Annotated in this window: 14 protein-coding genes and 1 other annotated feature; of the genes, 13 read left to right on the forward strand and 1 reads right to left on the reverse strand. The window is 27.5% G+C overall.

The features are described from left to right. Positions 1-2: 2 nt before the first annotated feature. From hcp to ABDZ60_RS17535, 13 genes are all read left to right on the forward strand, one after another. On the forward strand, positions 3-1640 hold the full coding sequence (gene hcp, locus ABDZ60_RS17475) for a hydroxylamine reductase (RefSeq protein WP_047000334.1): 1638 nt from the start codon (positions 3-5) through the stop codon (positions 1638-1640). Positions 1641-1882: 242 nt separating this feature from the next. Next, on the forward strand, positions 1883-2188 hold the full coding sequence (locus ABDZ60_RS17480) for a hypothetical protein (RefSeq protein ID WP_343779905.1): 306 nt from the start codon (positions 1883-1885) through the stop codon (positions 2186-2188). 155 nt (positions 2189-2343) lie between these two features. Further along, a complete protein-coding gene (locus ABDZ60_RS17485; protein WP_343779907.1) occupies positions 2344-2754 on the forward strand; it encodes an iron chaperone in 411 nt (136 codons plus the stop codon). Positions 2755-3150: 396 nt separating this feature from the next. Continuing rightward, on the forward strand, positions 3151-3315 hold the full coding sequence (locus tag ABDZ60_RS17490; protein ID WP_343779909.1) for a hypothetical protein: 165 nt from the start codon (positions 3151-3153) through the stop codon (positions 3313-3315). A gap of 1 nt (position 3316) precedes the next feature. Further along, a complete protein-coding gene (locus ABDZ60_RS17495) occupies positions 3317-3880 on the forward strand; it encodes an ATPase (protein WP_343779911.1) in 564 nt (187 codons plus the stop codon). Between the two features lie 199 nt (positions 3881-4079). Beyond that, positions 4080-4342, forward strand: a binding site (T-box leader). Positions 4343-4408: 66 nt separating this feature from the next. Then, positions 4409-6067 (forward strand): methionine--tRNA ligase, encoded by a 1659-nt coding sequence (metG, locus tag ABDZ60_RS17500; protein WP_047000337.1) that lies wholly within the window; start codon positions 4409-4411, stop codon positions 6065-6067. 187 nt (positions 6068-6254) lie between these two features. Then, a complete protein-coding gene (locus tag ABDZ60_RS17505; RefSeq protein WP_016207688.1) occupies positions 6255-6707 on the forward strand; it encodes a hypothetical protein in 453 nt (150 codons plus the stop codon). Positions 6708-6779: 72 nt separating this feature from the next. Next, the gene (locus ABDZ60_RS17510) at positions 6780-7448 is read left to right on the forward strand and encodes a Crp/Fnr family transcriptional regulator (RefSeq protein WP_016207687.1); all 669 of its coding nucleotides are present in this window, start codon (positions 6780-6782) and stop codon (positions 7446-7448) included. Positions 7449-7841: 393 nt separating this feature from the next. Then, positions 7842-8111: an ACT domain-containing protein gene (locus ABDZ60_RS17515; protein WP_016207686.1), complete on the forward strand. Its 270-nt coding sequence runs from the start codon at positions 7842-7844 to the stop codon at positions 8109-8111. A 13-nt stretch (positions 8112-8124) separates the two neighbouring features. Next, complete coding sequence (locus ABDZ60_RS17520; protein WP_343779918.1) at positions 8125-9480, forward strand: PFL family protein; 1356 nt, start codon at positions 8125-8127, stop codon at positions 9478-9480. Between the two features lie 203 nt (positions 9481-9683). Beyond that, the gene (locus ABDZ60_RS17525) at positions 9684-10529 is read left to right on the forward strand and encodes a protein phosphatase 2C domain-containing protein (RefSeq protein WP_343779921.1); all 846 of its coding nucleotides are present in this window, start codon (positions 9684-9686) and stop codon (positions 10527-10529) included. 100 nt (positions 10530-10629) lie between these two features. Next, positions 10630-11385, forward strand: coding sequence for a flavodoxin family protein (locus tag ABDZ60_RS17530; protein WP_343779923.1), 756 nt, complete (start codon positions 10630-10632; stop codon positions 11383-11385). A 21-nt stretch (positions 11386-11406) separates the two neighbouring features. Then, positions 11407-12642: a hypothetical protein gene (locus ABDZ60_RS17535; protein ID WP_343779925.1), complete on the forward strand. Its 1236-nt coding sequence runs from the start codon at positions 11407-11409 to the stop codon at positions 12640-12642. A gap of 24 nt (positions 12643-12666) precedes the next feature. Here ABDZ60_RS17535 and ABDZ60_RS17540 read toward each other — a convergent pair whose 3' ends face one another. After that, complete coding sequence (locus ABDZ60_RS17540) at positions 12667-13308, reverse strand: GntR family transcriptional regulator (protein WP_047000340.1); 642 nt, start codon at positions 13306-13308, stop codon at positions 12667-12669. Positions 13309-13542 lie beyond the last annotated feature (234 nt).

Below are 13542 nucleotides of genomic sequence, written 5' to 3' on the forward strand. Positions count from 1 at the left end.
AAATGGAAAATAAAATGTTCTGTTTCCAATGTCAAGAAACAGCAGGTTGTACAGGATGTACTCAATTTGGAGTTTGTGGAAAGTCACCAGACCTTGCTAGAATGCAAGACCTTTTAGTATATACAACAAAAGGATTATCAGAGGTTACAACTAGACTTAGAAAAGAAGGAAAAGAAATTTCAGCTGAAGTTAACCATTTCATAACTATAAATCTATTTACAACTATAACTAATGCTAACTTTGATGATGAAATATTCTATGATAGAGTAAAAAGAGTTTTAGAAATAAAAGAAGAATTATTAGCTAAATTATCAAATAAAGATGGTTTATCAGAAGCAGCATTATGGACAGCTACTACAAGAGAAGAATATGATGCAAAATCAACAGTAGTTGGAGTATTAGCAACTGAAAATGAAGATGTAAGAAGTTTAAGAGAACTTATAACTTATGGATTAAAAGGTTTATCAGCATACATGAAACATGCTAATGAATTAAGCTATGACAATGAAGAAGTAAGTGCATTTATGCAAGAAACTTTAGCTAAGTTATTAGATGATACTTTAACTGCAGATGAGTTAGTTGCTTTAACTTTAGAAACAGGTAAAGTAGGGGTAGACGGTATGGCTCTACTTGATAGTGCTAATACTGGAACTTATGGAAATCCAGAAATAACAAAAGTTAATATAGGTGTTGGAAACAAGCCAGGAATATTAGTTTCAGGTCATGATTTAAAAGACTTAGAACAATTATTAGAGCAAACAAAAGGAACTGGAGTAGATGTTTATACTCACTCAGAAATGTTACCAGCTCATTACTATCCAAAATTCAAACAATATGATAACTTTGTAGGAAACTATGGAAATGCATGGTGGAAGCAAAAAGAAGAATTTGAAAGCTTCAATGGACCAATCCTTATGACAACTAACTGTATAGTACCACCAAAGGATAGCTACAAGGCTAGAGTATTTACAACTGGAGCTGCAGGATTCCCAGGATGTAAGCACATAGATGGAGTGGATGGACAAGCTAAGGATTTCTCAGAAATAATTGAACTTGCTAAAACTTGTAAGGCTCCAACAGAAATAGAAAAGGGAGAAATCATTGGAGGATTTGCTCATAATCAAGTATTTGCACTTGCAGATAAAGTTGTAGATGCGGTTAAGACAGGAGCAATTAAGAAGTTCTTCGTAATGGCAGGATGTGACGGAAGAGCTAAATCAAGAAACTACTATACAGATTTTGCAAAAGCATTACCACAAGACACTGTTATATTAACAGCAGGTTGTGCAAAATACAAATATAATAAATTAGATTTAGGAGATATCGGTGGAATTCCAAGAGTTTTAGATGCAGGACAATGTAACGATTCATACTCATTAGCATTAATTGCATTAAAACTTAAAGAAGTATTTGAATTACAAGATATCAATGAATTACCAATAGCATTTAACATTGCATGGTACGAACAAAAAGCTGTTATAGTATTATTATCATTACTATACTTAGGAGTTAAGAATATCCACTTAGGACCAACTCTACCAGCATTCCTTTCACCAAATGTTGCTAAAGTACTTGTTGAAAACTTTGGAATCGGTGGAATAACAAATGTTGAAGATGATTTAAAAATGTTTTTAGCATAATATAAATATTAAAAGAAGCTTGTTGAACTAATTATTTAGGGAGACAAGCTTCTTTTTACTTTTAGATAATTTATAAAAAGTTTATATGTAGATAACTATTTATAATTTCTTTCCTTCAGTTTTCGAGTTTTAATTACCTAGGATAGAATTTAAAAGTCTATCTTATTTTTTTGAAAATATAATTATGATATAAAGGTATAGGTTTATTTGTGTAGAAATATGATAGAGAGGTGATTTGGTATATGAGATTAGTGAAGAAATTTTACCCGCTTATATTATTTATATTAATAACATGTATAGGAGCTATAAGAAAATATCAAATAAATTCATATGAAGTTAGTGTTGGAAAATCAACAATGACAGGTACATTTACCTTTATGGCATATGGTATTATTGCTATTATTATTTTAATTGCTTCATTATTGATTTTAAGAATTAGCTTAATTAAAGAAAATACAATAAGTAAATATATAAAATTAATATTCATTATTACAGTGATAATTCTTTCTACACCAGCGATAATTGCAATCTTAATCCTATTTCATTAATAGAGTTATAAAGTTGAATAATCAATGATTTGTTTACAGAATATGTTATAATTAATAAAGCAAATAATTTTTATAAGCTATATAAATTAATAAGTTATTGAGTAAAATATTTATAATGAAGATAATAATTAGAGTGAGAGTGAGGAAGATCTAATATGTGGAAATGTGATAAATGCGGCAAAGAGTTCAAGAATACCAACCAAGAACATTACTGTGGTGAGAAACCTAAAACTATTGACGACTATATTAGTATGCAATCAGAGGAGCTTTGGCCATTATTAAATCAAATTAGAGATACAATTCGTGAAGCACTCCCATATGCAGAAGAACGTATTTCTTGGAGTATGCCAACTTATTGGAATAAACAAAATATAATTCATTTTGCAGCATTTAAAAAGCATATTGGATTATATCCTGGAGATAAAGCTGTAGAGCATTTTAGCGAAAAGCTTACAGAATACAAGACAAGTAAAGGCGCAGTTCAGTTTCCTTACAGCAAGCCATTACCTCTTGAGCTTATTGCCGAAATAGCAAAATGGTGTTACGATAGCGAAAATCATCACTAATGAAAAAAGTTTGTTTTGTAAAAATTAATAGACTTAATAGATTTAAATTAAGTAAATATATATGATAATACAGAAGTGTTAAGAGAAGGTATTTATTTAAAAAATGGCAAGCTAATATGGCAAGATAAAAAAATACCTAATTAGGCAAATAATATATTGGAAAAGTAGCTATTCAAAATAATAAATGTTTTGTTAGTTATTTTTTTATAAAAAAATATAATTAAAACTTCATTTTGAAATAATACTGATTAAGATGTATATTTGAAAGTCTAAATTTTTTTACTTATGGTAAGGTGAAGCGTATCTATGGGAACCCAAATTATTAGATCTTAGGTTTATTATTTTAATTATTTGGTATATAATTAATTTATAAATTAAGTTCTAAAGGAGGATTATATGGATAATAAGTATATCAATTTATATGATATTTTTTTAAAGTATTCCTATACTGATATTATGGAATTGCTTTTAAACTCAAAAACAAAAGAAGAACAAGATTTTTATGCAAATTTATCTAATATCCTATTACAAAGAGAGCAAATGAAAGTTATAGGTAATTAATATGAAAAATTACACTATATTTGCAGGAGTTAATGGTGCAGGAAAAACTTCTATATATAAATCTATTTATTATAATGAAAATATAGATGAAAAGAGAATAAATACTGATGAAATGGTTTCAAGGATAGGACATTGGCAAGATAATAATCTTCAAATTAAATGTGCTAGAGAAGCTATAAAACTAATAAAAAAATATATAGTTGAAGGAATATCATTTAATCAAGAAACTACTTTATCAGGAAAAAGTATTATTAGTAATATAAAATTGGCAAAAGAAAAAGGATTTTATGTTACTATGAATTATATAGGGGTAAAAAGTGTCGATATTGCGAAAGAAAGAGTTGCAATACGAGTAAGAAAAGGTGGTCATGGAATACCAGATGAGGCTATAGAAAGAAGATACTTCGATTCTTTAGCAAATTTGAGTAAAGTCATTAATATATGTGACAAAATTAATATATACGATAATTCAGAAATGTTTAAATTAGTTATGGTTATTAAAGATGGTGAAGTTGTTTGGAAAGATAAGAAAACACCAAATTGGTTAAATATTAATTTGAAATAAGTAGTAGAATCTAGGTGGTTTTGCTACTTATTTTTTTATAAAAACATAGTTGAAACTTGAATTTGAAATTATATTAATTATATTGTATACGGGCAAGTCTAAACTTTTTTACTTACGGTGCGGTGAATCGTACCACAAATGACGTAGAATTTTACTAAATTTGTATATTGACAATGTAATTAAGAAGAGTATAATAATTACAAATGCAATGAAGAGGAAAGTAACTTTAAGAATACTTATACAGAGAGTTTCCATTGGTGAGAGGAAGCAAAGGATATTAAAGTGAAAATGGCCTTGGAGCGGTGTACCGAGATTTTTGTTATAAAAATTAAGGCTGCAACGGATTCACCCGTTATAGTGATAGAGTATAATCATATTATATATGACGTACTTGATGAGGTGCATATTGTAAGGTATGCATGAAATAGGATGGTAACACGAAGTTTAGCTCTCGTTCCTAAGATTAATTTCTTAGAACGGGAGCTTTTTTATATTTAAGTTTTATTATTAATAAGGAGGATTTAGAAAATGAATATTTTTATTGGAGGGGCTTGGCCATATGCTAATGGGTCAATACATATTGGCCATATAGCTGCATTATTACCAGGAGATGTATTAGCAAGATATTATAGGATGAAGGGATGCAATGTATTATATGTTTCAGGGAGTGATTGTCATGGAACTCCTATATCAATAAGAGCAAAGAAAGAAGGTGTATCGCCAAAGGATATAGCAGATAAATATCATGCAGAATTCAAAAAGTGTTTTGAAAGGTTAAATTTTTCATATGATTATTATGGTAGAACAGATGATGAATTTCATAAGAAGGATGTACAAGAAGCTATAGTTTTACTATACAATAAAGGATTAATTTATGAAAAGGAAGTAGAGCAAATATACTGTCAACATTGTAAGCAGTTTTTACCAGATAGATATGTTGAAGGAGTGTGTCCAAAATGTAATTCAATTGCAAGAGGAGACCAATGTGATAATTGTGGTACTTTACTAGAACCATTAGAACTTTCAGAAAGAAAATGTAAGTTATGTAATAATACACCAATAGTAAAGAATACAAAACAGTTATATTTCGCTTTATCTAAATTTCAAAACACTATTAAAGAAAACCTAGATAAAACTCAAAGTAATTGGAGAGTTAATGCAGTAAATAATACAAAAAGATACCTAAATGAAGGGTTATGTGATAGGGCTATATCAAGAGACTTATCATTAGGAGTAGATATACCCATACAACAATTTAGAGATAAAAAGGTTTATGTGTGGATAGATGCAGTACTTGGATATCTTACAATGAGTAAAAAATGGGCATTAGAAAATAAAAAATCATATAAAGAGTTTTGGGAAGAAAATGCTACTTCATATTATGTACATGGTAAAGATAATATACCATTTCACTCCATAATTTTACCAGCATTAATAAAGGGTATAGGATATAATAAGTTACCAGATAGGATAATATCTAGTGAATATTTAACATTAGAGGGTAAAAAAATATCAACAAGTAGTAACTGGGCAGTATGGGTACCAGATATAATAGAGCGTTATAACTCAGATACATTAAGATACTTTTTCTTAATTAATGCACCAGAAAAAAGAGATACTGACTTTTCTTGGAGAGAATTTGTGAATAGTAATAATGGTGAATTATTAGGGGCATATGGTAATTTAGTTAATAGAACTTTAGTTTTTGCTAAAAAATATTTTAATAATAAAATTCCTAATGGAGAAGTGGATATCAATATAAAAGAAAAAATAGATATTTTATATAATATTATAGGAAACCTTATAGAACAAGGAAATTTTAAAATTGCACTTGAGAAAGTTTTTGAATTTATAAGAAGTATCAATAAATATTTTGATGAAAACGCACCATGGATTACTGTAAAAGATGATTTGGAAGTTTGTGGTAACACAATATATAATTGTATTTATTCAATAGCAAATTTAGCAAATTTATTATCACCATTTTTGCCAGAATCTTCAGGTAAAATAAAAGTATGGTTAGCTATTAATGAGGATAGGTGGGAAATAATTGTGCCGAAGTATGGAGTATCAATTGAGGAAGTTACAATATTATTTGAAAGACTTAATAAGAAGATAATAGAAGAAGAGAAAAATAGGTTGGTGGAACTTACTCAGCGAACGTATGTGAGTCGAGTTTCCTTATAAGTAATCTTTAAGCCTTAGACCATTAAGTGGACTTGTCTAAGGCTATTTTTATATCTTAAAGTATCTACATTATTAAAAGTTATACATATTTACAAAATATGTTATAATAAAAACAATAAATAAGTTTAATGTGAATAGTCAATAAATTTAAATATAAGTATAGGCATATTTAAGGAGCGTTTGCTATATGGAATGGAATGAAATTAACAATAGAGAAGATATAGAATATTTGATTAAAGAGTATTGTGGCTTTCATGATTCTTGCTTAGTGGAATTAAATTATAAAAGTGGTACATCTGTAGATAATGAAGGAAACATGGGTTTTGGAATGCCGGAGGATAGAAAACTTCATATGATTTTTCAAAGCCAATGTGCCAAAAAGGTATTAGAATTATGTTTTACAAATGTGAAAAAGTTTCATATAGTTGGTTGGCAAGAACATTATAGTTGTGATATCTTCGATTGCTATTTAGATATACATAATGATTTAATAAGTGGCAGAGATGATAACTTAATTGTTTGGGCAGATAATGAAGGCTTTAATCCTAAGGAAGAAGGAATAAGAGATATATTAAATGAACCAATGGATACATATGTAATTGCATCTCATTTAAAGTGGAGATTCTTACTAAATAATTAACTAATCTTAAGGTGTGAAATGTAAACTGAAGTATTTTTGCAATGCGAAAATACTTGGAAAGGAAATTTATTTATGATAGATGTTTTAAAAAATACTTGCTTTTTTAAGGGAATATCAAATAATGAAATCGAAGAAATACTTAAGTCGGAAGTATATCTTTTAAAGGCATATAAGAAGGGTGAAGTAATAGCAAATCAAGGTGAAAAATGTAATAGTTTATCAGTAATAGTTGAAGGTAAGGCTGTTATTCAGACTATATATGAAAATGGAAAAGTACTGACTTTAGCAACCTTTGATGTTAGTGATGTATTTGCAGAGGCATTATTATTTTCTAAAGCAAGAGAATATCCAGCAACAGTAATGGCTATTGAGGATTGTAAGGTATTATCTTTCCCTAAAAAAAGTGTCTTAGGAATAATTCAAAAGAATACTCAATTTACAGAAAATATATTAGAATTGTTATCACAAAAAATAGTTATATTAAATAAAAAAATAAACCTAATAGAATTAGATTCTATAAGAAGGAAAATATGTAAGGTTTTATTAGATAACTATAAAAGAAATAATACATTTTCTTTTAAGATATCTTCTAAAAAGGACTTTGCGGAAGAACTTGGAATACCAAGGCCATCTCTTTCAAGAGAATTAATTAAAATGAAGGATATGGGATTAATAGATTTTAACTTAAAAGAAATTAAAATTATTGATCTTGAATCCTTAGAAGATGAATTTTTTATGTGAAAATAACTAGGCAGACTCTATAATAGAAGTCTGCCTAATTATTTGGTATATATAAATTGTAAAGGGATAACTAAATTAACCCGTGCAATAACTATATTATAATAGAAAAGGTTAATTAATTAAATACAATTTAGAAAAAATAGTGAAAAAGCCTAAAAAAAGCAATAAAATTTGTATAATACTTATATAGAGGTTAACTATTTATATATTTTAATTAAATATTAGACACTTATTAATGTTCATCACATAATAATATAAATGAAAATTAATAAGTTTAAATTTACGAATGATATATATTTCAAATTGACAAACTTACGTAGTAAGGATAAAATTATAATAACTTTTTTAGAATATATATAAATGTTATAAATTTAAAATTAGGAGTTGGGGATAATGAAAGCTATTTTAACAGTAATAGGAAAAGATAAAGTGGGAATAATTGCAGGGGTTAGCAATGAATTATTAAGATTAAACATAAACATATTAGATGTTAATCAAACAATAATGGATAAATATTTTACCATGATAATGATGTTAGATTTAAAAGAATCTAATTCTACCTTTGAGGATATTAAGAGTGCATTAGTAGCAAAAGGTGAAGAACTTGGAGTAGATGTTAAAATTCAAAGAGAAGAAATATTTAATTCAATGCACACTTTATAATTGGAGGTAAAAAATGAATAGTAATAATATATTAGAGACCATAAAGATGATAGAAGAAGAAAAACTTGATATAAGAACTATAACTATGGGAATTTCGTTACTAGATTGTATAGATTCAGATGGAGATAAGGCAAGAGAAAAGATATATAATAAAATAGTTAATAGTGCCAAGGATTTAGTTAAAGTAGGAAGAGAGATTGAAAATGAATTTGGAATTCCTATAGTAAATAAAAGAATATCTGTAACGCCTATATCAATAATTGCTGGAGCTACAGACGAAACAGATTATGTTAAGTTTGCACAAACTTTAGATAAAGCAGCAGAAACTTTAGGCGTAGATTTTATAGGGGGATTTTCAGCTTTAGTACAAAAGGGATATACAAAGGGAGATAAAATATTAATAGATTCTATACCAGAAGCATTAGCTAAAACTAACAAAGTATGTTCATCTGTAAATGTTGGTTCAACAAGATGTGGAATAAATATGGATGCAGTTAGAGAAATGGGCGAAGTAATTAAAAAGACTGCTGAGTACACAAAGGAGACAAAGGGATTTGGCTGTGCCAAACTTGTAGTGTTCTGTAATGCTGTTGAGGATAATCCTTTTATGGCAGGAGCCTTTCATGGTGTTGGAGAAGCTGACAAGGTTATAAGTGTTGGGGTAAGCGGACCTGGAGTTGTTCAAAGAGCGCTAGAAAAGGTTAAGGGAGAGTCATTTGATGTAGTTTCAGAAACTATAAAGAAAACTGCATTTAAAATAACTAGAGTTGGTCAATTAGTTGCAAAAGAAGCTTCTGAGAGATTAGGAGTTCCATTTGGAATTGTAGATTTATCATTAGCTCCAACGCCAGCAGTAGGAGATTCAGTTGCACACATATTAGAAGAAATGGGTCTTGAAGTAGTTGGAACTCATGGCACAACAGCGTCTCTTGCATTATTAAATGATGCTGTTAAAAAAGGTGGAGTTATGGCATGTAGTCATGTAGGTGGATTAAGTGGAGCATTTATACCAGTTTCAGAAGATGCTGGTATGATTGATGCTGTATTAAATGGATCATTAAACTTAGAAAAGTTAGAGGCTATGACTGCTATATGTTCAGTAGGATTAGACATGATAGCTGTACCTGGCGATACACCAGCAGAAACAATAGCAGCTATGATTGCAGATGAATCAGCAATAGGGATGATTAATAATAAAACTACAGCAGTAAGAGTTATACCAGCTCCAGGATGCAAAGTGGGAGACTTAGTTGAATTTGGAGGATTACTAGGAACTGCTCCAGTAATGCCAGTGAACAAATATTCATCTTCACTATTCATTCAAAGGGGTGGAAGAATACCAGCACCAATTCATTCATTTAAGAATTAGTAAAATTTTGCAGTTTACAATGCAAGTTATGGAAATAATTTATCTTTTATGAATTAAGAAATTATTATATCAACAATCAAAGAGTTGATATAGCTTGAATTTTGGAAACTAAGAAGTAGTTTTATCATAAACTGTGAACTGTGAATTGAGAGCTGTGAACTGAATAAATTGCTTAGCAATTTATAACTGGAGGGATTAATTATATGAAAAATATAAAATTTCTATCAAGGCAGGGATCTGATGTTAAGCCAAATGAAGATAAAGTTACTATAATTGATGGCGCAGCATGGGTATTAGATGGAGCAACAGGATTAACTGGAAAAAGAATTACTGAGAAAGAAACTGATGCATTATGGTATGTTGAATCATTAGATAATTATTTAAGAAAGCATATAAATAGTTCAAAACCTATTAAAGAAATAATAAAAAATGCAGTTAAAGAGGTTAAAGAGAAATATTCTAAATATGATGGATTTAATGCTCTAGAAGAAATTGATTACCCTTGTGCAGCTTTATCTTTAGTAAAATTTAGTAGTAAAGAACTAGAGTATTATGTAATTGGTGATTGTACATTAATATACTCACAAGAAAATAAATCAATAAAAGAAATTGTTGATAAGAGACTAATAGCTTTAGAGGAAAAGATTTTGAAAAAAATGAGAGAAGTAAGTAAACTAAATAATATTTCTATATTAGATTCAAGAAAACTTTGCAATGATGAGGTTATTAGTGTAAGAAAATTAAAGAATAAGCCAAATGGATATTGGATATTAGAACTAGATGAAGGCGCAGTTGACAAAGGTTTGTATAATAAAATTTCTATAAGTAATGAAACTAGTATCTGTATTACTTCAGATGGATTTTCACAATATTATGATACATTTAATTTATCAAGAGATTATAAAGAGTTTATAAGCGAAGTAAAGGAAAAGAATATAGAAAATATATTTAATACTTTATATGAGGAACAAGAGAAAGATAGTAGCTGTAATAGTTATCCAAGATTAAAGAAAAGAGATGATGCAAGTATAGTTTATTTTAATTTATAAAAGTTTACAAATTAGATAAATATACTGTATAATTTAATGGAAATGATTAGCAAAGGAGAAGGCAGAATATAATGCTTTCTCTTTTATTTTGGAGGGAAATATGAGATGTACTGTTATACATGGTAGCCCAAGGAGGGGAAATACTTGGGAAGTATTAAATATAGCTAAAGATGAGATGAGAAAGTATGGAGAATTTGAGTTTAAAGATATTGAATTAGGTAAAGAAAATATACCCCATTGTAATGGATGTTTTTTATGTATTTATAAAGGGGAAGATAAGTGTCCACATAAAGAGAAGATAAATTATATAGTTAAAGAAATTGAGGATTCGGATTTTATTATAATAACTTCACCTACTTATTCAATGCAAGTTAGTGGACTTTTAAAAACATTTATAGATCATATGTCTTATAATTTTCATAGACCAAAGTTCTTTAAGAAGAAGGCTTTGGTAATTACTACTACTGCAGGAGCAGGACATAAAGCTTCTTCAAAATATATTAGAGATATTTTGTATTATTGGGGATTTAACTTCGTAGAAATAATGCCAATAGCATATAGAGCCATGGTATTAAGTAATAAAAATGTAGAAAAAATAAAAGATATATCTAGTAGATTCAGTAAAAATATATTATCTGAAAAACTTAATAAACCTAAGATAAAATATATATTTATGTATAATTTATGGAGAAGATTTGGAGAGGAACCTTTAGAGTATGGAGATGCAGATCATAGATATTGGAAGAATTCAGGGCTTTCAAAACATGTTTATCATCCAGATATAAATATTGGAGTATGGAGAGGGTTAGTAGGAAAAGCAGCTTACAATATTGTAGGAATGGGAGATAAGAAGTAGTAGAATTTGGAGGATAAATATATGGAGGAAACAAAAAGGATAAATTTAGAATGTAGTGAATTATGGTGGAAAAGTGATAAAAAATTAAATTTAGATATAAAAAAATATACAGCTGAAGAGAAAAAAATAAAAGAAAATAGATTAGATAATTATATAGATTTAATAATAGAAAAAGTTAAAAATTTTCCTAAAGAAGATGATGAAAGAATTTTATGGAAAGCAGAAATTAATAAAATAATAGATGATTTTATTTATAGTGAGAAAGATACATTTAAACTTGGAATATTAAATGAAGAATTTAAAGAGAATTTCTTTGATAGCACAAAAACATTTATAAGGAAAGCAAAAGAATTTGATAAAAATCTAAATTATGTAGATATAGGCCAGGCGATGAGGAATGTTTGGATTATAAATCTTCTCCAAGCATCTTTTGGTGAGAAGGTAGAATTTTCAAAAGCTATTTTTGGATATAGTATGTTATATCCATATACAGATAATTATTTAGATGATATAAAAATAGATATAAATGAAAAGAAAGATTTTAATCATAATCTAAAGAAAAAATTAAAAGGTGAGGTCATAGAAAGTAAGAATGAATATGAAAAACTAGTTTATAAGTTAGTGGAATATATAGAAAAAACATTTGAAAGAAATAAGTATAATAAATTATATGAAGCTTTATTATTAATTCATGAAGGGCAAATAAAAAGTTTAAATCAACAAGAATATATAAGTGTCCCTTATGAAAATAATATTTTAGAGATTTCAATAGAAAAGGGTGGATCATCAGTATTAGTAGATGGATTTTTAACAAAGGGAAAGTTAAATAAAGATGAAATATCATTTTGTATATTTTATGGTTTTTTACTTCAACTTGCTGATGATCTTCAAGATGTAAAAATAGATATAGCTAATAATCATACAACAATAATGTCACAATTGGCATCAAGATATAAATTAGATACAATAGCAAATAAATTAATTAATTTTACGTTAACAGTATTAAATGATTCTACTTGTTTTAAAGGACGAAATATAATGGAGTTAAAAGAGCTTATAAAAATAAACTGTATAATGCTTATATTATTTTCAGTAATATTAAGCAAGGAATTTTTTTCAATTGAATATATAAAATCTATAGAGGAATATTTACCATTTTCAATAAAATATATTGAAAAAATAAAATACAAGCTTAGAAAAAAAGTAAGAAAATTAAAATTTGAAGATGCACTTAATTATATTCTAGATATAAAATAACAGCTAAAGTAAAATCTTTAGCTGTTATTTTGTATGTATATTACTTGGTAAAGATATATAATTCTTTACTGTTTCTAAAACAGAATCTTCACCAACATAAACTATTACATCTTGAGCGTTAATTTTAAAATAAGGTCCAGGTGATAAGAATAAATCGCCATTTCTTTTTACTGCTATTATAGTAGCTTTTGTATTGTGCCAAAAATTTAATTCACCTATACTTTTATCAACAGCAATACTATCTTTTTCAACAATACTTTCAAAAGGGATTATTGATCCTACATTTCTTAGTTGAGTAGCAAATTCAATTATAGAATTAATGTTTTTTTCAAGCTTAGTATCAATTTCTTTTCTTTGTTTTATTAAATCAAATGTTTCACTATTTAAGTGAGTAAAATCAGATTTGGTTTTAAATTTATTTAAAAAATCCTTAGCGGATTGTTTATCATTTATTATAATTCCACTTTTCTCATTTATAGTAACAACATTCATATCTTTTAATAAAGCCAAAGATCTTCTAATAGTTTCTGGTGAAACATTATATATACTAACTAAAGTAGTTCTACCAGTTATTTTACTTCCCTCTAAAAATTCATTATTAATTATTCTATGTGCTATATCTATAGCTATTTTTATATAGTTAGGTGTTTTAGTTTGCTTAGACATACGAACATCTCCTTTACGTAAAGATTCTAACATACAATTATGGAAAGTAAAATACTTATTATATCTATAATAATGAAAGTAATAAAAATATAAAGAAGTAACGGAATAATTATATAAATTATAGTTAATAATTGGAATATATCTAGATATTATGGGTAAATGTTAGCATAGACTATTATTTTATATATTATATAATTGAATTTAAAATCTAATTATCCTATAATTAAGGCATTA

It is taken from the genome of Clostridium sartagoforme, from assembly GCF_039521405.1.
Lineage (GTDB): Bacteria > Bacillota > Clostridia > Clostridiales > Clostridiaceae > Clostridium > Clostridium sartagoforme.

Excerpts from the sequence above, each read along its gene's own strand:
- hcp (WP_047000334.1), top strand. The coding sequence starts at position 3 with ATGGAAAATAAAATGTTCTGTTTCCAATGTCAAGAAACAGCAGGTTGT.
- ABDZ60_RS17480 (WP_343779905.1), top strand. The coding sequence starts at position 1,883 with ATGAGATTAGTGAAGAAATTTTACCCGCTTATATTATTTATATTAATA.
- ABDZ60_RS17485 (WP_343779907.1), top strand. The coding sequence starts at position 2,344 with ATGTGGAAATGTGATAAATGCGGCAAAGAGTTCAAGAATACCAACCAA.
- ABDZ60_RS17490 (WP_343779909.1), top strand. The coding sequence starts at position 3,151 with ATGGATAATAAGTATATCAATTTATATGATATTTTTTTAAAGTATTCC.
- ABDZ60_RS17495 (WP_343779911.1), top strand. The coding sequence starts at position 3,317 with ATGAAAAATTACACTATATTTGCAGGAGTTAATGGTGCAGGAAAAACT.
- metG (WP_047000337.1), top strand. The coding sequence starts at position 4,409 with ATGAATATTTTTATTGGAGGGGCTTGGCCATATGCTAATGGGTCAATA.
- ABDZ60_RS17505 (WP_016207688.1), top strand. The coding sequence starts at position 6,255 with ATGGAATGGAATGAAATTAACAATAGAGAAGATATAGAATATTTGATT.
- ABDZ60_RS17510 (WP_016207687.1), top strand. The coding sequence starts at position 6,780 with ATGATAGATGTTTTAAAAAATACTTGCTTTTTTAAGGGAATATCAAAT.
- ABDZ60_RS17515 (WP_016207686.1), top strand. The coding sequence starts at position 7,842 with ATGAAAGCTATTTTAACAGTAATAGGAAAAGATAAAGTGGGAATAATT.
- ABDZ60_RS17520 (WP_343779918.1), top strand. The coding sequence starts at position 8,125 with ATGAATAGTAATAATATATTAGAGACCATAAAGATGATAGAAGAAGAA.
- ABDZ60_RS17525 (WP_343779921.1), top strand. The coding sequence starts at position 9,684 with ATGAAAAATATAAAATTTCTATCAAGGCAGGGATCTGATGTTAAGCCA.
- ABDZ60_RS17530 (WP_343779923.1), top strand. The coding sequence starts at position 10,630 with ATGAGATGTACTGTTATACATGGTAGCCCAAGGAGGGGAAATACTTGG.
- ABDZ60_RS17535 (WP_343779925.1), top strand. The coding sequence starts at position 11,407 with ATGGAGGAAACAAAAAGGATAAATTTAGAATGTAGTGAATTATGGTGG.
- ABDZ60_RS17540 (WP_047000340.1), bottom strand. The coding sequence starts at position 13,308 with ATGTCTAAGCAAACTAAAACACCTAACTATATAAAAATAGCTATAGAT.